Genomic DNA, 23,500 nt, shown 5'->3' on the forward strand with positions numbered 1-23,500 from the left:
AAATAAGACATGTCTAAACTGCTGTGGAAATCACTGCTGGCAGCGCCTGCTGCCCTCGGTGCAGTGCTCGCTATCTCTGGTACCTCTGTAGCCGCTGAGTCTGTTGAGCCTAGCTTCAACGAACTGAGTGCTGCCGAGCCCGCACAGCTGGCTCAGGTGACCAGCGTCGATGAACTGTCCGATGTGTTGCCGTCTGACTGGGCCTACACGGCGCTGCAAAACCTGGTAGAGACCTACGGCTGTATCGAAGGCTATCCCAACCGCACTTTCCGCGGTGACCGGGCCCTGACTCGCTACGAATTTGCCGCTGGTCTGAATGCCTGCTTAGACGTTATCTCCAATTTGATCGTCGGTGGTGGTGTCGGTGAGAGCGACCTGGCCACCATCCGTCGTCTGCAAGAAGAGTTCCAGGCTGAACTGGCTACCCTGCGGGGTCGAGTCGATGCCCTGGAAGCCGACGTGGCTGAACTGGAAGCGAACCAGTTCTCCACCACAACCAAACTGCGTGGCCAAGTGGACTCCCACATCGTTGCTCCCTTCGATGAGTTAGAGGGTGTTGAGGATTCCACTACCTTCACCAACCGGGTGCGGATGAACTTCGATACCAGCTTCACCGGTGAAGATCGTCTACGGGTGCGTTTGCAGGCTAGTGGTGGTGCTGATCCATTAGTTGCTGGTGGTGGCTTAGCTAATGGTGATGATGCTAGTGGTGACGGTGATTACAATGTCGACATTGATGACTTCTACTACCTGTTCCCGGTTGGGGATCGCCTAGATATCATCATTGCGGCTAACGGCATCGTTACCGATGACTACGTGGTCAGCACCATCGTGCCCTTCGATGGCCCCAGCGTGGCTGACCCCGGTGGTCCTGTATTCTATGACTTTGATATGGGGGGTAGTGCTGGTGCTGGCTTCAGCTTTGCCCTCACCAACAACATTGCCATTGATGCCGGCTATTCCTTTGACGAAGCCGAGGGTGCTGATCCCCTAATTGGCATCTCAGCCGCTTCCGAGCAGAGCTACATCGGTCAGGTCACCTTCATCAGTGATGGTATCCTTGATCTGGCTGGTACCTTCATCCGCGGCGATAGTGGCGATGGTGCCTTTACCAATACCTTTGCTGCGTTGGCTAACCTTGACTTTGGTCGCTTCATGATTGGTGGCTACTTTTCCTACCATGATCTGGATGGCACGCCCGCCGTTGGTGACGATGACTTCACTACCTCTTGGCAAGCCGGGATTGCGGTTCCCGATCTGTTTATCGAAGGGGCTCAGCTGGGTGCCTACTATACTGCCCTACCTGAGTACGCTTCCGGTGTTAACCCTTACATGATTGAGGGCTATTACTCGATTCCCGTGAATCAGTTCCTCACCATTACTCCGGCACTGATTTATGGTGATATCGACTCTGGTGCAGCCGATGAAGAGGCCTTCTACGGTGCCATCCGAGCTACCTTTGAGTTTTAAGTTCAGTTAAGTCCCCATTATCTGAAAGCCCCGCCACTGGCGGGGCTTTTTGGTTTTGGTTGAAGAGTAAGCAGGTGCCGTTAAAGCTGCTATCGATACTGGGCTCAGGGATCACGGCAACTTCGTAAGAGCCTCGAGAGAATCTGACTTGAAATTCCTTCCCGATTGCCGGAGTACAGTAACAGGGGGCTTACCTTTTCTCATCCAAAACCCATATCAAATTAAGCCGAGGTTAAGCTGCATGCCTAACTTGTCTGTATCGGATAATACTCTCTCAGGAAATTCTCAGCTAATTTTAAGCTTTCCATGACCTTTTCTCGGGTTGACGGACTCATAATGGAGGTGCGTACAACATTATACGCAGTTCTCTGGTGTGAGGAGATTATTAGACATGTCAAACCTGCTTTGGAAATCACTCCTAGCCGGTCCAGTTGCTCTCGGCACAGTGCTGACTGTGGCCAGTGCCTCTGTGGCCGCCGAATCTGCTCCTGTTGAGCCCAGTGTACAGGCCCTGGGCTCTCAGGATTCTTTAGAGCTGGCTCAGGTAACCAGCGTCGATGAGCTGTCCGATGTGTTGCCGTCTGACTGGGCCTACACGGCGCTGCAAAACCTGGTAGAGACCTACGGCTGTATCGAAGGCTATCCCAACCGCACTTTCCGCGGTGACCGGGCCCTGACTCGCTACGAATTTGCCGCTGGTCTGAATGCCTGCTTAGACGTTATCTCCAATTTGATCGTCGGTGGTGGTGTCGGTGAGAGCGACCTGGCCACCATCCGTCGTCTGCAAGAAGAGTTCCAGGCTGAACTGGCTACCCTGCGGGGTCGAGTCGATGCCCTAGAAGCCGATGTCGCTGAACTGGAAGCCAACCAGTTCTCCACCACAACCAAGCTACGAGGCGAGGTGGTTGGCCATGTTGTGGCTCCCTTCGACGAGCTAGAGGGCGTTGAAGATTCCACCACTTTCCTGAGCCGGGCTCGCTTGAACTTTGACACCAGCTTCACTGGCCGGGATCGCCTGCGGGTGCGTCTAGAAGCCGGCAGTGGCGAAGACGCTTTAGTGGCTGCTCGCGGCGGCGACGACTTTGAAGACAATGGTGATGACTTTGACGTTGCCATTGATGATCTTTACTACAACTTCCCCATCGGTGAGCGTCTGACCATTGAGTTGGCTGCGATTGGCCGCAGCACCGACGACTTTGCCACCAGCTCCATCGTGCCCTGGGATGGCAACAGCGTGTCTGATCCGGGTGAGCCGCCTCTCTATGATTTTGGCATGGGTGGCTCTGCTGGTATCGGGGCTAGCTTCCAGTTGACTGAGAATATCTTTATCGATGGTGGCTATTCCTTCGATGCGAATGATGGGTCTGATCCTTTAGTGGGCTTGGCCGGCTCGGATGAACAAAGCTACTTCGGCCAAGTGAGCTACCTCAGCGATTTCATTAGTGCGGCAGCTGTCTACCTCCGAGGTACCGATGGGGTTGATTTCCCTGAAGTCGGCGGATTTGGGTTCGTTGGCGGGGCTGATGCTACCGTCACAACGGAAACTATTGGTGGTTTGCTTAGCCTAGACTTCGGTCGTTTCATTGTGGCGGGCTCCTTCGGCTACCATGATTTAGTAGAGGGGACAGCTCCGGCAACAGCCGACGACTTTACCACCTCTTGGCAGGCTGGTATCGCAGTCCCCGATCTGTTTATTGAGGGAGCTGAACTTGGTGCTTTCTATGTGGCTTTGCCTGAGTTTACCTCTGGGATTAACCCCTGGATGGTTGAGGGTTACTACCAAATCCCTGTCAATGAGTTCATAGAGATCACACCATCGCTTATTTACGGTGACATTGATAGTGGCGTGGCTGATGAGGAAGCCTTCTACGGTGCCATTCGGGCCAAGTTCAAGTTCTAAGTTGGTTGGTCACGGTTCATAGTTGTGTCCTGTTGAGCAAAAGCCCCGTCTCTGGCGGGGCTTTTGTTGTGCGATGGTGATGACGCTATAATCTGGCAAACTCCAGTGGGGAACCGGAGTATACTGGGAGGGATGCCCAAGAAAAATAACACTGTTTGTGGATTTATCGTGTAAGAGTGAATATGCTCTGCTGGCTTTGATAGAGTTGAGTGCTCGCTACGCTAGCGGAGAGCCATTGCAGATTCGGCAGATTGCTACCCAACAGTCGATTCCGGATCGATATTTAGAGCAATTGTTAGCCATACTACGGCGGGCGGGGTTAGTACGCAGTCAACGAGGGGCGCGAGGAGGGTACTTGTTGGCGCGTGACCCCTGGAGCATTACTCTGTTTGAAGTGGTTAGCTGCATCGAAGGATTAGATACCCAGACCGATATGGAAAAGTCGCCCCAGACAGCGGCGGGTATGGTCGTGGGGGAGGTATGGCAAGAGGTGCGGCAGGCGGCGGAGACGGTATTGCAGAAATATACTCTGCAGGATCTCCTGGAGCGCCGCAATGTCAAACAGCAGCTCGACATTATGTACTACATCTAGGCAATGACTATGCGCATCGCCAACAACATTACTGAACTCATTGGCCGTACACCTCTGGTTAGATTGACTCGGATCCCGAAGACTGATGGGTGTGACGCTCAGATCGTGATGAAGCTGGAGGGAATGAATCCGTCGGCCTCGGTCAAGGATCGGATTGGCATCAGCATGATTGAGGCGGCCGAAGCCACTGGTGTGATTACACCAGGACAAACGACTCTGGTGGAGCCGACGTCAGGGAATACAGGGATTGCCCTGGCTATGGCGGCAGCGGCAAAGGGCTATCGCCTGATTTTGACCATGCCAGAGACCATGAGTGCTGAACGGCGGGCCATGTTGCGGGCCTATGGGGCGGAATTGGAGCTGACCCCGGGGTTGGAGGGCATGGGTGGCTGTATTCAGCGGGCCCAGGAAATCGTAAACTCTCTGCCGGATGCTTACATGCTGCAACAGTTCAGCAATCCGGCAAATCCGGCCATCCATCGCCGTACTACGGCGGAGGAGATTTGGGCAGATACCGAAGGAACCGTCGATTTTTTAGTGGCTGGAGTGGGCACAGGGGGCACCATTACTGGCGTATCGGATGTGTTGAAGCAGCGCAAGCCAACGGTGAAATCCATCGCGGTGGAGCCGACCAACAGTCCAGTGTTATCGGGAGGACGTCCAGGCCCCCATAAGATCCAGGGGATCGGCGCTGGGTTTATTCCTGATGTGCTGGATGTCTCTCTGATTGATGAAGTCATTCAGGTGTCTGATGACGAGGCCATCGCCTATGGCCGCCGTTTAGCTCGGGAAGAGGGACTGTTATCTGGAATTTCTAGTGGAGCTGCGGTCAAGGCGGCTATTGAGGTGGGCTGTCGACCGGAAAATGCCGGTAAGCTAATTGTCGTAGTGCAGCCTAGCTTTGGTGAGCGATATTTGAGTACGCCGCTGTTCCAGGATCCTGAATTGATGGCCCCGGTGGCACTGACCTAGGAGGCTGCGGTGTAAGTTCAGCTGCTGGTCATTGGTAGGGAAAGAAGGGCGCAAATATCGATTAATACGCTGCTACGGCAATCCCGGTTTGGTTAGGACAGCTTGGGTGATTGAGATCTCTATCAGTAAAGGTTCAATGCATTCTTCTGTCTTCTGCCATACGAGACCCTAGGAAATATCCTGGGTGATGTCAGGGCAGGTTAGCTTTACCAGTTGATAGGTGCCCTGGGAGATTGTTTCTGTGGGCTGGTAGGTCTGAAATGTGAGTTGGGCAATTTCTTGGCGGCGACCGACTAACCAAATTGATGGAGCGGTTAGGCGGTGGAGATGTTGGTCTACGGCGTCGGCTGCATAGATATAGGTGACAGGGCGCTGACTATAGAACACCAGACTGGGTTTTTTGAAGCCCATCATGATGACGGGCTCGGTGTTTGTTGCTTGCGTCTGGATGATGTGGGCTAGCTGTCGCAGGGGAGCCTGACGGGCGGTGTCGATCAGGCCATAGGCGGGTAGGATGCTGATGGTAAGAAAGGCAACGAAGGCGATCAGGTTGATGCTCCAGAGCCAGGGGCTGTGGCGGCGAATTATCAGTACCAGACCGGCGAGGGCGGCGAGCCCCCAGATGATGGCGGCATGAGCCAAGATGCCTGACTGGCTAAGGCGCTCGGGCAGGTTGGGCATAGCGGGATCATTGCCGATCCAGTTGGGGCTGTAGAGGGCGGCAGCTCCCAAGCCGATAAATAGGACTAGGTTGAGGATGACACTGACTCGAAACCCCCAGCCCATGGGACGAAGGGATGGTGTGTGCAGTAAGGCGTCGCCCCAGGCGAGGCCGACTAGGATGGCCGCGGCAGGCATCAAGGGCAGCACATAGCTGGGGAGCTTGGTGACGGCTATAGTGAAAAATCCGAAAATGACCGCAAACCAGATCAGGGCAAAGAGGCCGAGATGGCTGGTGCGGGGTTGGCGTTGCCAGAAGCGTCGTCGCCAAGGTTGCAGACGTGCGATCGCATAGGGTAAGAAGGGCGACCAGGGCAAAAACCCCACCGCCACCACCACAAAATAGAAATACCAGGGGGCGGCATGGTCATTAACCACCTGAGTAAAGCGCTCGACGTTGTGATAGCCAAAGAATGACTCGATATAGGCTTGCCCATTAGCCTGAATGACCAGCACATACCACGGTATCGTTATCACGAGAAACAGCAGCACACCTGGGCCCAGGCGCATCTCTCGCCATAGCAGAGAAAGTTGACCGGTGTAGGCCAGAAACACCAGCACAACCAGCCCCGGTAAGACGATACCCACAGGTCCTTTAGTCAGCACCGCCAGAGCGGCAAAGCCATAGGCAGCCAGATACCAAGCCGTTTGTCGCTGGGGAGTCTGGGGTTGAGCATAGGCCAGAAAAAAGGCCAGCAACGCCGCCCCCATGGTGGCAGCCAAGAGCATATCTGAAACCCCGGTTCTGGCCCAGGCGATGGTTTCCGGATTGAAAGCCAACACAGCGGCGCCGATGAAGGCCGAGGTCCAGAGGGCTGCCTGGCTCTGACCGGAGCGGCTGGTGTCGCTGGCAAGGGGCTGGGGACGGGGAACTCCGAAGCGCCGGAGGCTATAAAAGCCAAAGCCCGTCAGGGCAAATGCTGCCAGGGCAGAGGGCAGTCGCACGGTCCATTCGGTCACTCCCCACAGATGAAAGCCCAGAGCCATACCCCAGTACACCAAGGGCGGCTTGTCGAAGCGGGGGTCGCCGTTGAAATAGGGGGTAATCCAATCGCCGCTGGCGTACATCTGTCGGGCGGCTTCGGCAAATAGGGGTTCGGTCTCATCTACCAGGCCAGTACTGCCTAGCTGCCAACCAAAGGCTACCCAACTGATCAACAGCACCCAGAGGATAGACGCGCCTACTATTAGCGTCGGAACAGAGAGCCATCGTTTTAGCCACGGGAAGATCGGAGAAGACTTAGACCGAGACGCCATAGGACATGTGATAAGGGAAAGCGGAAAACAGCATAGCCCATGGGATTTACCCGTGTCCAAACACCTTGGCAAGCCATCCACCAGTCTCCACAATAACTAAAGGAGGCAGTCCTAATCCTGACGTCGATGACCTTAAATCACTACCAGACCCTAGAGGTGTCGGAAACGGCAACCCAGACGGAAATTAAGTTGGCCTATCGGCGATTAGCCAAGCAGTTTCACCCAGACAGTCAGCAGGTGACTGCTGGCCATGAGCAGTTTACGCGGATCAATGCAGCCTATGAAGTGTTGAGTGATCCACGGCAGCGCTCCATATACGATCAGCGGCGTCAAGGGATTGGGGCGGCTAGCCGTAATCGCCAACAGCGGACGGCGGCTGCCCAGCAACAATATCGCCACCAACGCCAGGCCAGCCGATCGGCGGACGATCAGGTGCATGATTGGGTGAAACAGGTCTATACTCCCATTGACCGGCTGATGGCCAAAATTCTGACCCCGCTCAAGGGAGAACTCCGTAGTCTATCTGCCGATCCCTTTGATGATGAACTGATGGAAGGGTTTCAGGCCTATTTAGAGGCCTGTCGCACCTGGCTAGAGCAGGCCCAAGGTCGCTTTCAATCCACCCCTAATCCTGCCAATCTGGCCGGAGTAGCTGCTAATCTCTACCATTGCCTCAACCAGCTTGAAGACGGCATTGAGGAGATGGAGCGCTTCACCTATAGCTATGAGGAGAGCTATCTTCACACCGGGCAGGAACTCTTTCGGATTTCATCTCAGTTGCGACGGGACGCTAAGACCGGCTTAAAAGAAGTAGTTTTTGAGGCCAACGCCTCCCCGTGGCCCTGACCATGGCTAGAATAGATAAATTGTCCTTGAGTCACCTGCGCCAGCATGTTGCCCGTCGTTGCCATTATCGGCCGCCCCAATGTGGGCAAATCTACCCTAGTGAACCGGTTGGCGGGCGGGCGTGATGCCATCGTCCATGACCAACCAGGGGTGACTCGCGATCGCACCTATCGCCCCGGCTTTTGGCAAGATCGAGAATTTCAAGTAGTGGACACTGGTGGGCTGGTGTTTGACGACGACACCGAGTTCCTACCCTACATTCGGGAGCAGGCTCTGGCTGCTCTGACAGAAGCCAGCGTCGCTATCTTTGTCGTCGATGGTCAAGCGGGCCCCACCGATGCCGACCAGGAGATTGCCAGCTGGCTACGGCAGCAGTCAGTACCGGTGATGATTGCGGTGAATAAGTGTGAATCGCCGGAATTGGGAGGAGCCCTGGCCGCCCAATTTTGGGAGCTGGGCCTGGGAGAGCCCTATCCCGTTTCTGGCATCCATGGCAATGGCACTGGCGATCTGCTGGATGTGGTCATTGCCCATTTGCCTGAGACGACTCCCGCTGATGCCCGCGATGAGATTCGGGTAGCCATTGTGGGGCGGCCCAATGTGGGCAAGTCTAGCCTCTTGAATGCCTTCGTCGGCGAGTCGCGCGCCATCGTCAGCCCCATTTCAGGCACCACCCGCGACGCCATTGACATGCAGGTGCGGCGGGGGGAGCAGATCTATCGCTTGGTCGATACCGCCGGCATTCGCAAGAAAAAAAGCGTCGACTACGGCCCCGAGTTCTTCGGCATTAACCGGGCCTTTAAGGCGATTCGTCGAGCCGATGTGGTGCTGTTGGTGATCGACGCGGTGGATGGGGCCACCGAACAGGATCAAAAACTAGCCGGGCGCATTGCCGACGAGGGCCGCGCCTGTGTGCTGGTCGTCAATAAATGGGACGCCGTCGAGAAAGATTCCCATACGGTGTATACCTACGACCGTCAGCTCTTGGGCCGGCTTTATTTCGTCGAGTGGGCCGAGCGAGTCTATGTCAGTGCCCTGACTGGCCAGCGAGTCCCTAAGATTCTAGATTTAATTGACCAGGCGGTGATGCAACATCGCCGTCGGGTGTCGACCTCGGTGGTGAATGAAGTGCTGGCTGAGGCGACGGGCTGGCATACCCCACCGACGACGCGCCAGGGGCGCCAGGGGCGCATCTACTACGGTACTCAGGTGAGCAGTCGCCCCCCTACTATTGCCCTGTTCGTCAACGATCCCAAGCTATTTGGGGACAATTATCGCCGCTACATTGAGCGTCAGTTTCGCCAAAACTTAGGCTTTGAAGGCACGCCTCTACGGTTGCTATGGCGAGGCAAGAAGGTGCGGGATATGGAGCGGGCCAGTGCTAATCGGGCGACAAAGGTCTGATCGGACCCCATGGATTTATTGCGATCGCTGCCCATCGGACTGTATCTAGAGCAACCGGTCACCTGGTTGCACCGCCTCGATCCGCGCACGAAATTGCTCTGGCTGGTCAGTATTTTAGTCATGCCGATTCTGGCCAATGCCCAGTGGCGCTTTGTTCTGGTGCTATTGCTGATGGGGCTGACCTTGACTGCCTGGATCCCATGGCGGGTGTGGCGACGGCAGATGGGCTGGTTGCTGCTGTTGAGTGGGTTAGTGATGGTGTTGACCTGGGTGTTGCCAGATGGGCTCTCCGTGGATCAGGTACCGCGATTGCCAACCCCTGAGGCCATGGCCGCCCTGAGTGACCCGCCGGAAGCGTTACCGCAATTCCCGCAACCGGCCGCCTATCACTATGTGATGGTTGAGATGGGGCCACTGCAGGTGACTCAACGATCGTTGGGGTTGGGTATTCGCATTGGCACCCTATTGTTCACCTTGATCTATGGCACCAATCTGTTTTTGCTGACGACGGCTGCCGAGGAGATTACGGTGGCCCTAGAGGTGTTGATGCGCCCTCTGGGGTGGTTGCGGTTGCCGGTGACGGAAATTGCCCTCACCCTGACTTTGGCGCTGCGATTTATTCCCTTGGTTTTAGAGGAAGTCCAGAATCTGATCCGCTCGGTTCAGACTCGGGCTATCCATTGGAAGAAGTTAGGGTTTCGAGGGGCGGCACAGGTGTGGCTGATGGTGGCCGAGCGGTTGCTGGCTAATCTATTGCTGCGCGCGGAGCAGATCGCTGCCGCCATGGAAGTGCGAGGCTTCACCAGTGCCAATGAACATCGGGTGGTCTGGCATCAATTGCAACTGCGCTGGCGGGATGGCGTCGCGGTGGTGGTCTTAGCGTTGCTGTGGTGGGCTCGATATCGCTGGGGGAGTGCCCTTTGACCTACCTGCATCCCTGGTATGTGCGATCGCATCCCCTGCAGCACCGCACCGGCAGCGATATCTTTGCCCGCTTATTTGGCCACAGGACTACCATCGCCACCCTGCTGGAGAGTCCCTATCCACCCCCCCCGGAGCCAGCCCAGGCCCAGCTGGGCCAGTATTCTATCTGTGCCGGACCGCCCCGGACGATTGCTGGTCAGCCCCGGCTTTGGGCGCCTCAACAGGGCAGGATCCTATCGACCCTGGCCGAGCTACAGCGGTGGGCGCGCCGCGCTGCTCCCTCCCCTCTGATTGACGCCGATCGGGGCCAGCCCGTCACCCTCCCCTGCTTCTCTGGGGGCTGGTTGGGCTGGTTGGGCTATGACCTGGCTTGGGAAATCGAACGCTTACCCCGGCAACGGCCCGACCCCCTATCGTTTCCCGTGGCCTTCTGGTACGAACCCGACTGCTTTGCCGTCCTCGACCATCGGCATCAACAGCTCTGGCTAGCGGCCAGTTGCCCCGCTCAACTGATGACTCTGGAGCAGAGCCTACATAGGGCCGAGCCATTCCCTAGCCTCCATCACTCCCTCGCGGCAGATCCCCTGGTCGATCAGCTCAGCTTCGGGTCGACCCAGGCGGAGTACGAGCAGGCTGTCCGTCGGGCCAAGGGCCATATTCAAGCCGGCGATATTTTTCAAGCCAACCTTTCTCTGCGCTTTGAAACCCGCACTGCGGCCGACAGTTGGGCCATCTATCGCGCCCTACAGCGCATTAATCCCTCCCCCTTTAGCAGTTACTGGCGCAGTCCCTGGGGGGCGTTGATCAGTTGCTCCCCAGAGCGTCTGGTACAGGTAAAGGGGCGTAAGGCCCAGACCCGCCCCATTGCTGGCACCCGACCCCGAGGCCAGACCGGCCGGCAAGACCAAGTCTATGGCGATGAGTTACGGAGTCATCCCAAGGAGATCGCAGAGCACATCATGTTGGTCGATCTAGTTCGCAATGACCTGGGCCGAGTCTGCCAGTGGGGCACCGTGCAAGTCAGTGAGTTGTTGACCATTGAACGCTACAGCCATGTCATGCATCTCGTCAGTAACGTCGTGGGGCAGCTGCAACCACAGGCCACGGTGGTGGATGTTATCCGAGCTATTTTTCCGGGGGGAACGATTACGGGGTGTCCTAAAGTACGCTGCATGGAGATTATCAACGAGTTGGAACCAGTGCGCCGCAGTCTGTTTTACGGCTCCTGTGGCTATCTAGACTGGCGAGGACAGCTCGACTTAAATATTTTGATTCGGACGCTGCTGTGGGCGCCTCAGCCCGGGGCTACGTCCCATCGGGTCTGGGGGCAGGTTGGGGCTGGCATTGTGGCCGATAGTCAGCCCCACCGAGAATGGCAAGAGTCCTTGCAAAAGGCTAAAGCCCAACTCCAGGCTCTGGGGATAGAGCTAGAGCGTTTAGCCTAGTCCATTACAGCTGCTAGTCTTATAGACCACTTTGGCATACAGTATTGGCAGATTTAAGGATTTCCGTTCCACCTGAATGAGCGCAGAGACATACCTCAATCATCCCACCTTTGGCCTGCTCTTCAGGGTCTGTATGGCAAACGACAGCCAAGAGCTGTTTGCCACCCTCTATGCGCAGCGGCTCTTTTTTCTGGTGAAATCGGTGCCACCGGATGGGGTGGCCTTCGAACCCCTAGGTCGAGCCGATGCGCGGCTACTGCTGGAAAATCGCATGCGGATGCTGCGGCGGGCCGGCCAGTATTCGGAGTACGATCGATTACAGAAGACGTACAAGCAAACCTTTCAATGACTGCTGCTGCTACCTTTGAGCAGGTTGCTGACAATATTGCCCGGATTCGCCAAACGGTTCCCCCGACGGTTCGCATTGTCGCGGTTACTAAAAAGTTGCCCAGTGCTGCCATCCGTGCTGCCTATAACGCTGGTCTGCGGGATTTTGGTGAAAGCCAGGTGCAGGAGGCCCTGACCAAGCAGCGGGAACTCCAGGACTTAGCCGATATTACCTGGCATATGATTGGCCACTTGCAGACGAATAAGGCCAAGCAGGTGCTAGAGCACTTTCACTGGATTCATGCCGTCGATAGCCTCAGGTTGGCCCAAAAGTTGAACCAATTGGCGGCTGATCGCGGCCAATTGCTGCAGTGCTGCCTGCAAGTGAAGATGGTGCCAGATCCGCCTAAGTATGGCTTCGAGTTAGAGGAGCTTTGGTCGGCTCTGCCCCACCTCGATGACTGTCATCACCTGAGCTGGGCGGGCCTGATGACGATTCCGCCCCTGCATACCCCAGCCCCGGAAACAGAAGGCATCTTTTGCCAGGCCCGAGCCCTAGCTGACCAGATTAATCGAGCCGGGTTTGCCCATCTCAACCTACAGCAGCTTTCCATGGGCATGTCGTCGGATTATCCCTATGCGATCGCAGCGGGGGCAACCATGATTCGCTTAGGGACAATTCTGTTTGGTCCTCGGCCGAGCTGATCGTTTTGGTACAGATCATTGCAAAATCGATCTGAATCGATCTGGACTGATCAAAATCGTGGAGGTAGCTCTCGAAATCGACAGATTTCACTTGCTAAAGATCGCTGCAAACCAGATGGCTATGTCCCCATCAGTGGCTGATGCTGAGAGAGATATCTCCAGAAGCACCTTTTTCAACACTCCCTGACTAGGGATTTAGCAGATTTCCCCGATTATTTCTTTAACTAATTGTTCACGAGGTTTGATTTCTCGAGATTTCGTGTATACTGTGGACTCAACATTCTGCATGATGGACTACGATTAAAACACTCATCAATCCAACTGCAGAACGTTAAAAAACGCGTCCTCCGACAGGTCATCGGGACGACCTCTATTTTCTCGGTGGGTAGTCCCAAAGTCAGATGAAGCAGTATGATAGCCAATTGAACCTGGTTACTCCACTGATCCAGCTGATTTCTAGATCGAGCAGCGGTAGAGTTAGTGGGAATCTGGGTTCGTTAGGTATCTACTGTTGAGAGGAGATGAAACGTCTCCCTTCCTGTCAAGTTCGTGATAGCCATGATGGAGTGTAAGCCGTGAGTAATCTCTTCTCTAAGCTACGAGACTTTGTCGGTCTCACTGACCCGGCAGATTATGAATACGAATATGACGAGATGGACGGCGAGGACTATCAAAGCCTATATCAGGAAGAGAATCCTCAACCGATTCAGCCCCCGGAGGAACCTCGCAGCCGTCGTCGAATCCGAGAACGGATGCTGTCCTCTGATACTGGAATGACCACTATGGGTAGTAATGTGATTGGAATGCCTGGAGCAATTAATGGAGCCTCGGAAGTTGTGGTGATGGAGCCCCGCTCCTTCGAAGAAATGCCACAAGCGATTCAAGCTTTGCGGGAACGCAAGTCTGTGGTCTTGAATCTAACCATTATGGACCCAGATCAGGCCCAACGGGCAGTTGATTTCGTTGCCGGTGGCACCTACGCCATCGATGGTCATCAAGAGCGTATCGGCGAGAGCATCTTCCTCTTCACGCCCAATTGTGTGCAGGTCAGCACCCCGACGGAATTTGCCGATGACATGCCCATGACGCCTCCTCCTCAGGCGGCTGCACCAACCCAGCAGCAAGCCCCCCCGACTCCAGCCTGGGGCACGGAACAAACGGCCCGGATGGCCTAATCAGCCGGCCGCAGTGCCTGATCTAGGCTTGTCTCATCTCGCGAGCAGGAGCATCTGCCTTGGTTGAAGGTGAGGCGAGGGAATGGTTGTTGTCCGATGAGCAGTTGCTGTAGTGCACGATAATACCCCTATGCCGACTCGGCTTGGCATGATTGGCGGCGGGGTGATGGGCGAAGCCCTGCTGTCGCGGTTGGTGGCTGAGCAGGTGTTTGAGCCTGGGGCCATCACCGTTGGTGAGCCCCAAGCCGAGCGACGGACAACCCTGGCCCATCAGTATGGTGTGGTGGCGACGGCCGATAATCAGCAGGTGCTGAGTCAGGCTGAAGTGGTGCTCTTGGCGGTGAAACCTCAGAATTTGGCGGCGGTGGCCGCTGACTTAGAACAGGCGGCGTCTCACGGCTCGCCCCTGTTGCTATCGATTCTGGCGGGGATACCCTTGAGTAACCTGCAAGCCATCGTACCTAACTGGCCTGTGATTCGGGCCATGCCCAACACGCCAGCTACGGTGGGTGCGGGCATGACCGTGTTGGCTCCCGGGCAAGGCGTACAGCCCCATCATCTCGCCCAGGCTCGCCGTATCTTTCAGACAGTGGGTCAGGTGTTAGAGGTGCCAGAATCTCTGATGGACGCGGTGACTGGGCTGTCGGGTTCGGGGCCTGGGTACGTGGCTATCATGATCGAAGCATTGGCTGACGGCGGGGTGGCGGCAGGGCTACCCCGAACGGTGGCTCTGCAGCTAGCCCTGCAGACGGTACGGGGCACTGCGGAGTTACTCTTAGCCAAGGAGTGGCACCCTGCGATGTTGAAGGACCGGGTGACGAGCCCTGGGGGCACTACCATTGCTGGTATTGCTCAGCTAGAGCAAGCTGGGATTCGTTCAGCGTTGATAGAGGCGGTGCGGACGGCAGCCCAGCGCTCTAGGGACTTGGGAGGATAGTGACTAGGTCATGGATTTAACCCGATTACTGGTGCAGCTGCTGATTGCCATTGTCTGCGCCAGTATTGCTAATATCCTGGTGCCTCGGCAGATTCCAGGCAAAGGAGTGGGCTTAGTTGTCATTGGTCTGGCCGGGGTATATCTGGGAGAGCAAGGAGCGAGCCTGTTGCAAGATCGCTATGGCTTATCTATTCCTGGATTAGAGTGGGCCATTCAAGGGGTGCCCATACTGCCGTCCATTATCGGTTCGGCTGTTATCTTGTATGTGGTGACCGCCTTCTTGAGTTGGGGACACTATGGCAATCGCTAGGCTGGGCTACCTGGAACGATAGGGAAAACTGGGAGCCATGACATTTGCCTAGCTACTTGTCTTCCGGCTACCTAGACGGGGTTCGGTGCCTGCGAGGATGCGGTTTATGTTGGTGCGGTGGCGCAGAATCACGTAGAGTCCCCCTGCGATCGCAAGGAGTAGATAGGGCAGAGGCTGACCAGTGATAGCCATCAGGCCGATGGTGACCAAGGCAGCCATAATCGAACTCAAAGACACGATGCGAGAGATGGCTAGGACGACGGCGAAGGTGACCACCGCTCCCATGGCGATGGGCCAAGCCAAGGCCAGCAACACCCCAAAGCCTGAGGCTGCCGACTTGCCGCCAGTGAACTGAATCCAGATGGAGCGGCTGTGGCCCACCAGAGCCATCAACCCTGCCAAGGCGGCCCACCAAGGCCAACCATCCGCCGGAATTGATGACTGAAAAGCACTGGCTATGAAGGGATAGGCAACCTTGATCAGGAGGACCGCGGCCATGCCCTTGAGAATATCGATGATCAGCACCGTCAGCCCTGCCCCTTTGCCGACGGTGCGCAGCACATTAGTCGCCCCCGTGCCGCCAGAGCCATAGTCACGAATGTCAACACCCTTGAGCCACCTGGTCACCAAATACCCTGTGGGAATCGAACCTAGCAGATAGGCTGCTAACAGCACCCCCACCATGGCAAGCCACCCTACCATTTCATCCTCTTTCATCCTCTACATTGCGCTCAGTAACAGTTTAAGAGCTGAGGGGGCTGTCCTCGATGGCCAGCCATGAAGTTTTTAACATCCAGGCGGCCCCCAATAACTCACGGCAACCGGTAACCGACTAGTATTCTGCGGCAGCAATAATGCCCCTATTGACTAGAGCGGCAAGGCTGCTATTCATCAGGATCTCCCTGTCTGCCTTCCTACTTCTGCCTTGGCAGACTAGTCCCTCTGTCGCTAGTAATGGGAGTCGCCCGGACGCCACCACCTGTTAGGGGGGGATTAGTAGTAGTCATACTCCGAGCTGGGATTCATCGGATCGGGAGCAAAGGCCAACCACAGGGGGAACCGCAACAGGGATAGGCTCACCTTGTCTTCCGATTCGTCGATGATGATCAGGGGTAGGCGATCACTCTCGACTAGGCGCTCTGCTCGCTGGGCTAGGGGGTCTGGTGCTTCGAATAGAACAATGCCACGGCCGGTGCCGAAATCAGCCCGGGACACGCCCAAGCAGTCCTGTAGACCCCGTCGCCACTCGCCCAGGCGCTCGGGAGTGTTGGCCAAGATCAAGGTGTGCAGGCGATTGCCATAGAGGGTATGCAGAATTGAGATCGCTGCCGAGGCCACCAGGACATTTTGCAATCGGCTGCTCATGCTCTTGAGGGCACCCCGGCCGCCCTGGGTAAAGAACCAGTTGGCGACACGCTCGGCATGAAGCGGCTCAAAGGTGCGTCGCAACTGCCAGACTGGGCCGTAGTAGTCGGGTCGCATCCGGTACTGATCGAGCAGATCCCGAATCCGTTCGGTTTGGCTTTGAAAGCGTCCGGCAGCAAAATCGGCTGTCGGCTGAGTCTTAGGAGGCGGGGCCGGTTCCGGCGCCGGAGGCTCAGCTGCGGCTGGGGTGGGTGGGGCCAGTTCCAGTTGTTCGGCGGCGGCAGCGAGATCCTGCAGACTGCCCACTAAGTATTCCTTGAAGCCCTGGACTCGAATGGCCAAATCTTGGGAAACACCGGCAAAGCTGGTACGCATTTCTGCCTGGATGCGATCGCGACGGCGCTCTAACTTCTCAATCTCGAGCTGTAATGAGCGCTGCCGCTGCTCTAGATCTGAGAGACTGCGCTTGACCAGCTGGTTAATGTCCACCTGCGCCTGCTGCAGTTGCTCCTTGATCAGGCGATCGTAGCTAGCCTGTAAATCTGCAATCCGCCGCTTCAGGTCGGCTTCCTGACGCTGTAGCTGGTCCAAGTTGGCAGCCTTGCCCTCCGTGTTTGTGGACGAGGCGGGTGATGAAGACTGAGGGGAATTGACGAACTCGTCTGAAGTCATAAAGGGCAGGGATCACCGTAAAAAACGTAGGACAATGGGGCGGAATGCCTAGCCGCTGGATTGACGCGGGTAATGATGCTCTAGTTGGCGCTGGAGTTCCTCCGCATCAAAGAGGATGGGCAGGAAATGAATGCTCTTTACTTCGCGAAAATAAAACAAAACTGGGAATTTAGGCGAAAAAATCTGCCAAAATTGCCAGTCAGCATAGGGAAAGTGACGAATCCGGCCCTCCCCTCGATAAATATCCAGGGCGGTGTCGGTGAAATGCAGCCGCAGAGTCAGGGCCTGAACCAACAGAAACATGCCGAACAGTGCGATCGCACCGGCTAGCCAAGGCGTGACCCACAAACAGGGAATGGCCACTAACACCAGTACCGTGGGGATGGCATAACTAGGAGCCAAGATCGTTGTTTCGGTGGTAGAGGTAGATGTCACAGCACACCAGAGAGTATCGTCAATGAACAGAAATGAGTAGATTTGGCCGTCGACCCCACAGCATGTAAGGCCAGCGATTCCCGGGCCATTGTTGGATACATCAGAATGGCAGGCAAGCTTACGCTCCCCATTCTATCGGGTGCCCGCCGCTAAAAGCCATCTAGCAACGCACTACCAATTCCCTGGAACATCAGCCAGGAAAGGAAGAAATTGCTGATGAAAATGGCCAGCAGCGAAGTGACCACCGCTGTCGTGGTGGATTGGCCCACCCCTTTGGCTCCCCCCGTTGTGGTTAATCCCCAGCTAGAGCCAATGATGGCAATCAGTACGCCAAAGAAAAAGGCCTTGATCAGCGAACTCAAGAGATCCCAGGTGCCGAGGAAATTCTGGGCTGAGTCCAAAAAGACCGAAACTGAAATGCCATAGAGGCTATTGGCAATCAACAGGCCTCCGGTCATGCCCGTCACGAAGGAGAGGAGCGTCAAAATGGGCAGCATCAAGGCGCAGGCCACCACCCTGGGAATCACCAGATAGTCAATGGGGTCTGTCTTTAAGATTTGCAGCGCATCAATCTGTTCCGTCACTCTCATGGTGCCGATCTCGGCGGCGAAAGCAGAGCCCACTCGACCGGCCAAAATCACCGCTGTCAGCACTGGGGCCAGTTCGCGAGCTAAGGTCAGGGCTAGTACGCCTCCTACGGCGGTGCCAGCCCCGAAGGTTAAGAACTCCCGCGTCACCTGAATGGTGAACACCATGCCCACAAAACTGGCCGTGAGCAGGGCAATCAGTAGAGACTCTGGCCCCACCACCGCCATTTGTTCCAGGCTATTGCGCCGATGAATCGGGCGGGACAGCAAATGCATGACTACCTGCCCCAGTAGGAGAATGGCGGCCAGCAGCCGACGGCTCCAGCGGCTAAGACTAGACGATGAGACAGATGGGCTCAATCGGATTCCTCACCAGCAATCAGCCCGCAGGGCAAAACAGGCAGCAATCATCGTTGCTAAGGGAACTGTACTGAGTAATGCCTGGATTGACAATGATGTCAGCTAGAGATGTCAGGCAGACCATTTGCAGTTAAAGATTTCTGACAGAGGGGGAATGTGACTGGAATGGTGCCTTTAAGGTAAATGGAGGGCTGAGGTCACCCACCTCGACTATATCAAGCCCATGTATTAAAGCCCATAAAGCCCATAGGTGTTCTCAAATACGAGTAGAGCCAAGGATGAATCGACTCCGACACTATCTATTCTCTCTAGTAATGACTGGCCTGATCAGCTTTACGATTCCCGTCGGCCTGACGGGGAGTCTCTGGCTAGTCCTGTCACTGCTACAGCGGGTCCCTGGGAGAGTTGCTCTGGGCCAGGTAGGTCTGCACCAGTTGCAGCGGGTTCTCATCATCTTAGGGAGCGGTCATCCCTGGCAGGGCCTGATGGTGATAGGACTGGCCTTTAGCAGCGTTGGCATTCTATTCGATACCTTTACCTTCTATCGTTATCAGCACTTGAGCCATCACCAGTAGGTTGCGATCGCAAGGTTACCGGCTAACAATCATGGCTGCGGCAACTGGCTGAGGCGGCAGATGCTATACCCACTTGTCCCGAAAGTCCTTATGCTGGAGCTAGTTTGATCGTCAGGACATCAACGATGCTGGGATGGCAAGGGGCAACCATAGGGCTACGGCGACGGATAGAGGCTATGGGACCTGGGGGCCGCATACGCTGGAGGCCGCTGCTAGGCTTGGTCGTGGTGCTGGTCTGGCTAGGGCTACCAACGACGGCTGTGGCCCGGGAGAGCACTGACTCCACCAGTACGGTGCAACCGTATTTGCAGCGGGTGGCCGAGGAAATCAGCGAGTTTACCCTCGACAATGGCATGAAGGTCATTGTCTTAGAGCGTCATCAGGCACCGGTGGTCTCTTTTATGCTCTATGCCAATGTGGGGGCTGCCAATGAAGCGGCAGGCAAAACCGGCCTAGCCCACTACCTAGAGCACCTGGCCTTCAAGGGCACTACCCAGATTGGCACCCGTAACTATCGGGCTGAAAAGCGAGTCCTAGAGGACATGGATCAAGTCTTTGCGCAGCTGCTGGCGGCTGAGGATCGAGGCGATGACGCCACGGCTAAGCAGCGGCGGCAGCAGTTAGAGACTCTGAAAGCCAAGGCCGCTGAGTATGTAGAGCAAAACCAGTACGGGCAAATTGTTGAGCAGGCCGGTGGGGTAGGGTTGAATGCCACTACAGGGGCCGATGCCACCCGTTATTTCTACAGCCTGCCCTCGAATAAACTAGAGCTGTGGATGTCTCTGGAGTCGGAGCGCTTCCTGGAGCCGGTTTTCCGGGAGTTTTACCAGGAGAAAGAGGTCATTTTAGAGGAGCGCCGCACGCGGGTAGATAATTCCCCCATCGGCAAGATGGTGGAAGAGTTTCTAGAGGCCTCCTTCGTGGAGAATCCTTACCGGCGGCCAATTATTGGCTACGCCGAGGATCTGTACCGGATGACTCGTGAGGATGTGCAGCAGTTCTTTAAAACCTACTATGGCCCTCGTAATCTGATTGCGACGGTGGTGGGGGATGTGGATCCGGCCCGGGTGCAGGAGTTGGCCGCGGTATATTTTGGCCGCTATCGGAGTCGGGCGACACCGCCTCCGGTGGTGTTTGATGAACCGGCCCAGACTCAACCGCGAGACTTTACCCTGGAGTTGCCGTCGGAACCCTGGTATCTGGAGGGGTATCATCGACCGGCCATCACCCATCCCGATCATGTGATCTATGGCATGATCGACAGTCTATTGGTGGACGGCCGCACCTCCCGGCTCTATAAGACCCTGGTGGAGGAAACTCAGGTGGCCCTGGATACAAGTAGCCTCAATGGGTTTCCCGGCGATAAGTATGCCAATATCTTTCTGCTGTATGCCCTGACGGCTCCGGGCCACACCCTAGATGAGGTGGCAGAGCAATTGCGGCGAGAACTGCAACGGCTGCAGCAAGAGCCTGTGGCCGACGCGGATCTAGACCGAGTCAAGACCCAGGCGCGAGCGAGGCTACTGCGCCGCCTCGACTCCAATGCTGGCATGGCGGCGCTGTTGGCGGAATATGAGGCGAAAACCGGCAGCTGGCGTAATGTGTTTAAGGAATTGGCGGCCATTGAGGCGGTGACGGCGGCAGACGTGCAACGGGTGGCCCGGGCGACGTTTCGTCCTGACAATCGAACCGTGGGTAGGTTGATAACGAGCCGGGACGAGTCCTGACTGCAACGGCATTGGGTAGTGATTTAGAAAGGCTAGCGAGAATTCTATGAACCGGCGTCTGGGTATTGGGCACAAGTGGCTACGGACTCTCCTGTTGGGGCTAGCAACTCTGGTGGTGTTGCTGGGGGTGAATTGGTCGGCCCCTGCGATCGCAACCCCAGCCCACCATTACACGGAGCTAGACTTTCCGCCCCTGGGCCAGGTGCAAATTCCAGACTATGAACGCTACGAATTAGCCAATGGTCTGGTGGTGTATTTAATGGAAGACCACGAGCTGCCCCTGGTCAGTGGCACGGCCAGCTTCCGCACTGGGTCTCGCCTGGAGCCTGCCGATAAGGTGGGCTTGGCGGCTCTGATGGGAGATGCCATGCGCCTTGGTGGCACCGAGACCTATAGCCCCGATCAACTCAATCGCCGCTTAGAGCAACGGGCGGCTGCGGTGGAAACTGGCGTGGACGACACCTCTGGCAGCGCCAGTTTCAATGCCCTCAGTGATGATTTAGCCGATGTCTTTGCCCTCTTCGCCGATGTGATTCAGCATCCGGCCTTTGCCCCCGATCAAGTCGAGTTGCTGCGGAAGCAGTATCGGGGCAGTATTGCTCGCCGCAATGATGACCCCGGCGATGTGGCTTCCCGGGAGTTTCGCAAGTTGGTCTATGGGGCGGAGAATCCCTATGCTCGCACCATGGAGTATGCCACCCTGGCGGCCATTAGCCGCGACGATATCATCGACTTTTATCGTGCCTCCGTCCGTCCCGAGCGGACCATCCTGGGAATCGTGGGCGATTTTGACTCGGCCCAGATGAAGGCGCTGATTGCCGAACAGTTTGCGGACTGGCGTCCCCAAGGGACGGCCCTGGATACGACGGTGCCGATGCCGAGCCAACAGGCTCAAACCGGTGTGTTCTCGGTAGATCAGCCCCAACTGAGCCAAAGCTATGTGCAACTGGGCCATCTGGGGGGGCAACTCAGCAATCCTGACCATCCGGCCCTGTCGGTCTTAAATGAAGTCCTGAATGGCTTCGGCGGTCGCCTGTTCAACCAAGTGCGATCGCGTCAGGGCTTGGCCTATGTGGTCTATGCCTTCTGGGCACCCCGCTATGACTATCCCGGCATGATTATCGGTGGTGGCCAAACCCGCTCCGATGCCACGGTGTCCTTCATCGAGTCAGTACAAGCCGAACTGCAGCGGGTGCGATCGCAACCGATCACCCCAGCAGAACTGCAGCGAGCCAAAGATGGAGTATTAAATAGCTTCGTCTTCAACTTCCAGAGCCCAGACCAGACCCTGTCGCGCCTGATTCGCTACGAGTACTACGACTATCCCTCCGACTTCATCTTCCAATTTCAACGGCAGGTCGAAGCCGTCACGGCCGAAGCTATCCTAGCGGGAGCCCAGGCCAATCTACAGCCGGATCAGCTAGTGACCCTGGTGGTCGGCAATCAAGCTAACATTCAACCCACCCTAGACAGCCTGGATCCGGACACTGACGTCACCCAAATCGACATCACCATTCCGTCTCCGCCGGCCTAGGCTCGCCCTGCAGGCACAACCTTGCGGAACCTGGCCCTGAGCCCTTGTAGAACAACTACAAGGGCTTTATCGGCTCTGCTGCCGTGCCCCTGCCAATCCTGTAGCCTCAATCGCGAAGGCTGGTACAGCCACCGCCACCAAACATTGTGCAGTGGCGAGCTGGTCACCTTCCTAGACTAGGCAGTTGATCGATTAACCATGTCCTAAGCTGACTGGTCAACGCTATTACCTGATGCAGAGCAGCTGCTGAGGGAAAAGGGTCCAGTTGGTAGCGCTAGTTACCGTCGACGGCTTGCTAACCCCGTAGCCTACACTAGGCAAACAAAAATTAACTTTTGTTTACACCTGTGGAATTCGAACCTGTTTCATGCAAGATGTTGCCGTTGAATTATTTCAGCTTTTGGTGCAAGCAGGCGCCGTGCCCGGAGACGATTTTTCCTGTGACGGCGCCAATCGGGTTTACCGTCTAAACGAGCGCTGCCTACATCTGCTACAGCACGCCTACCCAGAGGTAGACTGGTTTGACCTCGTGGATATCCAGCAACAGTCTTCAGATGCCATGATTTCTGCCCTGCATGAGCGTTTAGGGGTTCCCTTCGTCGATAACCTGATCGCGCGCATGGAGCAACGGCTGCAGCGACTACCTGAGGCCCAGGCAGCTTGGTATGTGCGGCACATTCTGTCAGGGGTAGAATATTGTACTGGACTAGCCCTCTTCCCGGTGTTGTCAGAACGCCTACCCTTGATGGCTAAAGCCAAATTGGAATGGTTGTTGCGGCAAGACGATGGGCAGCCAGGAGATGAATGGATCGCAGACTTAGTCCTGGCAGCGGGCGGGTGTCCTCGAGATTTACGCCATACAGGTCACGGCCTGGGGCTGACAGAGCAAGGATTACAACGGCTGCAATTAGTCTGGGCTGGGGACTGTGAGGTGACGCTATTGCCCCCTAAACAGCCCTAAGATGGCTGGCTAGATAGGCCTCTGTCCTCCGTGATCTCGTGAGTTCGAGTCATACTTTTTTCAATCTTTATGATCGAGGCGGGGATCATCTCGAGGAAGATCCGTTAGCCTCAGAGTAGATGCCGTTGTTAGCCACAGCGATCGGCTTCCAGGTGTGGGAGGAAAGCTAGAGAGTCTTCCCGGATGTGGTCACTGAGCGCTCACCCTCGCCCTGCACTAACTGGTTACACCCTGTAGTCCGCTGATATCTGTTCTGATATCTGTATAGTCAGTATCTTTATCAGTATCTGTAGATGTCTC

General features: G+C 56.1%; 22 protein-coding genes. 17 read left to right on the plus strand and 5 right to left on the minus strand.

The window, feature by feature from the left end; genetic code table 11:
• Positions 1-9 precede the first annotated feature (9 nt).
• The 4 genes from XM38_RS23485 (at position 10) to cysK (ending at position 4,934) form a co-directional block, all read left to right on the plus strand.
• The gene (locus XM38_RS23485; RefSeq protein ID WP_080811760.1) at positions 10-1,470 is read left to right on the plus strand and encodes an iron uptake porin; all 1,461 of its coding nucleotides are present in this window, start codon (positions 10-12) and stop codon (positions 1,468-1,470) included.
• A gap of 391 nt (positions 1,471-1,861) precedes the next feature.
• Positions 1,862-3,370 carry an iron uptake porin gene (locus XM38_RS23490; RefSeq protein WP_088431223.1) on the plus strand — a complete coding sequence of 503 codons (1,509 nt, stop codon included), beginning with the start codon at positions 1,862-1,864 and terminating at the stop codon, positions 3,368-3,370.
• A 157-nt stretch (positions 3,371-3,527) separates the two neighbouring features.
• On the plus strand, positions 3,528-3,962 hold the full coding sequence (locus XM38_RS23495) for an RrF2 family transcriptional regulator (RefSeq protein WP_080811762.1): 435 nt from the start codon (positions 3,528-3,530) through the stop codon (positions 3,960-3,962).
• 9 nt (positions 3,963-3,971) lie between these two features.
• Positions 3,972-4,934 (plus strand): cysteine synthase A, encoded by a 963-nt coding sequence (gene cysK, locus XM38_RS23500; RefSeq protein ID WP_080811764.1) that lies wholly within the window; start codon positions 3,972-3,974, stop codon positions 4,932-4,934.
• A 168-nt stretch (positions 4,935-5,102) separates the two neighbouring features.
• On the opposite strand, the gene XM38_RS23505 is transcribed toward cysK, so the two are convergent.
• Positions 5,103-6,911, minus strand: coding sequence for an ArnT family glycosyltransferase (locus XM38_RS23505; RefSeq protein ID WP_080811766.1), 1,809 nt, complete (start codon positions 6,909-6,911; stop codon positions 5,103-5,105).
• 126 nt (positions 6,912-7,037) lie between these two features.
• Between XM38_RS23505 and XM38_RS23510 the strand changes: the two genes are divergently transcribed.
• The 9 genes from XM38_RS23510 to XM38_RS23550 all read left to right on the plus strand — a co-directional run bounded on the left by XM38_RS23510 (position 7,038) and on the right by XM38_RS23550 (position 14,984).
• Positions 7,038-7,757: a J domain-containing protein gene (locus tag XM38_RS23510; protein ID WP_080811767.1), complete on the plus strand. Its 720-nt coding sequence runs from the start codon at positions 7,038-7,040 to the stop codon at positions 7,755-7,757.
• A gap of 45 nt (positions 7,758-7,802) precedes the next feature.
• Positions 7,803-9,161, plus strand: a complete 1,359-nt coding sequence (gene der, locus XM38_RS23515) for a ribosome biogenesis GTPase Der (RefSeq protein WP_088431225.1) — start codon at positions 7,803-7,805, stop codon at positions 9,159-9,161.
• A gap of 9 nt (positions 9,162-9,170) precedes the next feature.
• The gene (locus XM38_RS23520) at positions 9,171-10,085 is read left to right on the plus strand and encodes an energy-coupling factor transporter transmembrane component T family protein (RefSeq protein WP_088431227.1); all 915 of its coding nucleotides are present in this window, start codon (positions 9,171-9,173) and stop codon (positions 10,083-10,085) included.
• Positions 9,989-11,530, plus strand: coding sequence for an anthranilate synthase component I (locus XM38_RS23525; RefSeq protein ID WP_391540822.1), 1,542 nt, complete (start codon positions 9,989-9,991; stop codon positions 11,528-11,530). Before XM38_RS23520 ends, XM38_RS23525 begins: the two co-directional genes overlap by 97 nt.
• 76 nt (positions 11,531-11,606) lie before the next feature.
• Complete coding sequence (pipX, locus tag XM38_RS23530; protein ID WP_080811771.1) at positions 11,607-11,879, plus strand: transcriptional coactivator PipX; 273 nt, start codon at positions 11,607-11,609, stop codon at positions 11,877-11,879.
• A complete protein-coding gene (locus XM38_RS23535) occupies positions 11,876-12,562 on the plus strand; it encodes a YggS family pyridoxal phosphate-dependent enzyme (RefSeq protein WP_088431231.1) in 687 nt (228 codons plus the stop codon). Before pipX ends, XM38_RS23535 begins: the two co-directional genes overlap by 4 nt.
• Positions 12,563-13,137: 575 nt before the next feature.
• The gene (locus XM38_RS23540; protein WP_080811775.1) at positions 13,138-13,737 is read left to right on the plus strand and encodes a cell division protein SepF; all 600 of its coding nucleotides are present in this window, start codon (positions 13,138-13,140) and stop codon (positions 13,735-13,737) included.
• Positions 13,738-13,867: 130 nt separating this feature from the next.
• Positions 13,868-14,674, plus strand: coding sequence for a pyrroline-5-carboxylate reductase (gene proC / locus XM38_RS23545; protein WP_088431233.1), 807 nt, complete (start codon positions 13,868-13,870; stop codon positions 14,672-14,674).
• A gap of 10 nt (positions 14,675-14,684) precedes the next feature.
• On the plus strand, positions 14,685-14,984 hold the full coding sequence (locus XM38_RS23550) for a hypothetical protein (protein WP_080811780.1): 300 nt from the start codon (positions 14,685-14,687) through the stop codon (positions 14,982-14,984).
• Positions 14,985-15,032: 48 nt separating this feature from the next.
• Here the strand turns inward: XM38_RS23550 and plsY are convergent, their stop codons facing one another.
• The 4 genes from plsY to XM38_RS23570 form a co-directional block, all read right to left on the minus strand.
• Positions 15,033-15,686, minus strand: a complete 654-nt coding sequence (gene plsY, locus XM38_RS23555; protein WP_088431835.1) for a glycerol-3-phosphate 1-O-acyltransferase PlsY — start codon at positions 15,684-15,686, stop codon at positions 15,033-15,035.
• 291 nt (positions 15,687-15,977) lie between these two features.
• On the minus strand, positions 15,978-17,021 hold the full coding sequence (locus XM38_RS23560; RefSeq protein WP_080811782.1) for a DUF3086 domain-containing protein: 1,044 nt from the start codon (positions 17,019-17,021) through the stop codon (positions 15,978-15,980).
• A gap of 48 nt (positions 17,022-17,069) precedes the next feature.
• Complete coding sequence (locus tag XM38_RS23565) at positions 17,070-17,456, minus strand: DUF3119 family protein (protein ID WP_202978955.1); 387 nt, start codon at positions 17,454-17,456, stop codon at positions 17,070-17,072.
• A gap of 149 nt (positions 17,457-17,605) precedes the next feature.
• Positions 17,606-18,403, minus strand: a complete 798-nt coding sequence (locus tag XM38_RS23570) for an MlaE family lipid ABC transporter permease subunit (RefSeq protein ID WP_080811787.1) — start codon at positions 18,401-18,403, stop codon at positions 17,606-17,608.
• 314 nt (positions 18,404-18,717) lie between these two features.
• On the opposite strand from XM38_RS23570, the gene XM38_RS23575 reads away from it, so the two are divergent.
• The 4 genes from XM38_RS23575 to XM38_RS23590 all read left to right on the plus strand — a co-directional run bounded on the left by XM38_RS23575 (position 18,718) and on the right by XM38_RS23590 (position 23,200).
• Complete coding sequence (locus tag XM38_RS23575; protein WP_088431237.1) at positions 18,718-18,978, plus strand: hypothetical protein; 261 nt, start codon at positions 18,718-18,720, stop codon at positions 18,976-18,978.
• A 125-nt stretch (positions 18,979-19,103) separates the two neighbouring features.
• Positions 19,104-20,705: a M16 family metallopeptidase gene (locus XM38_RS23580; protein WP_256995725.1), complete on the plus strand. Its 1,602-nt coding sequence runs from the start codon at positions 19,104-19,106 to the stop codon at positions 20,703-20,705.
• A 46-nt stretch (positions 20,706-20,751) separates the two neighbouring features.
• On the plus strand, positions 20,752-22,239 hold the full coding sequence (locus XM38_RS23585; RefSeq protein ID WP_080811794.1) for a M16 family metallopeptidase: 1,488 nt from the start codon (positions 20,752-20,754) through the stop codon (positions 22,237-22,239).
• A gap of 367 nt (positions 22,240-22,606) precedes the next feature.
• Complete coding sequence (locus XM38_RS23590; RefSeq protein ID WP_080811796.1) at positions 22,607-23,200, plus strand: hypothetical protein; 594 nt, start codon at positions 22,607-22,609, stop codon at positions 23,198-23,200.
• The last annotated feature ends 300 nt before the right edge of the window (positions 23,201-23,500 follow it).

Source organism: Halomicronema hongdechloris C2206 (assembly GCF_002075285.3).
Classification (GTDB): Bacteria; Cyanobacteriota; Cyanobacteriia; order Phormidesmidales; family Phormidesmidaceae; genus Halomicronema_B; species Halomicronema_B hongdechloris.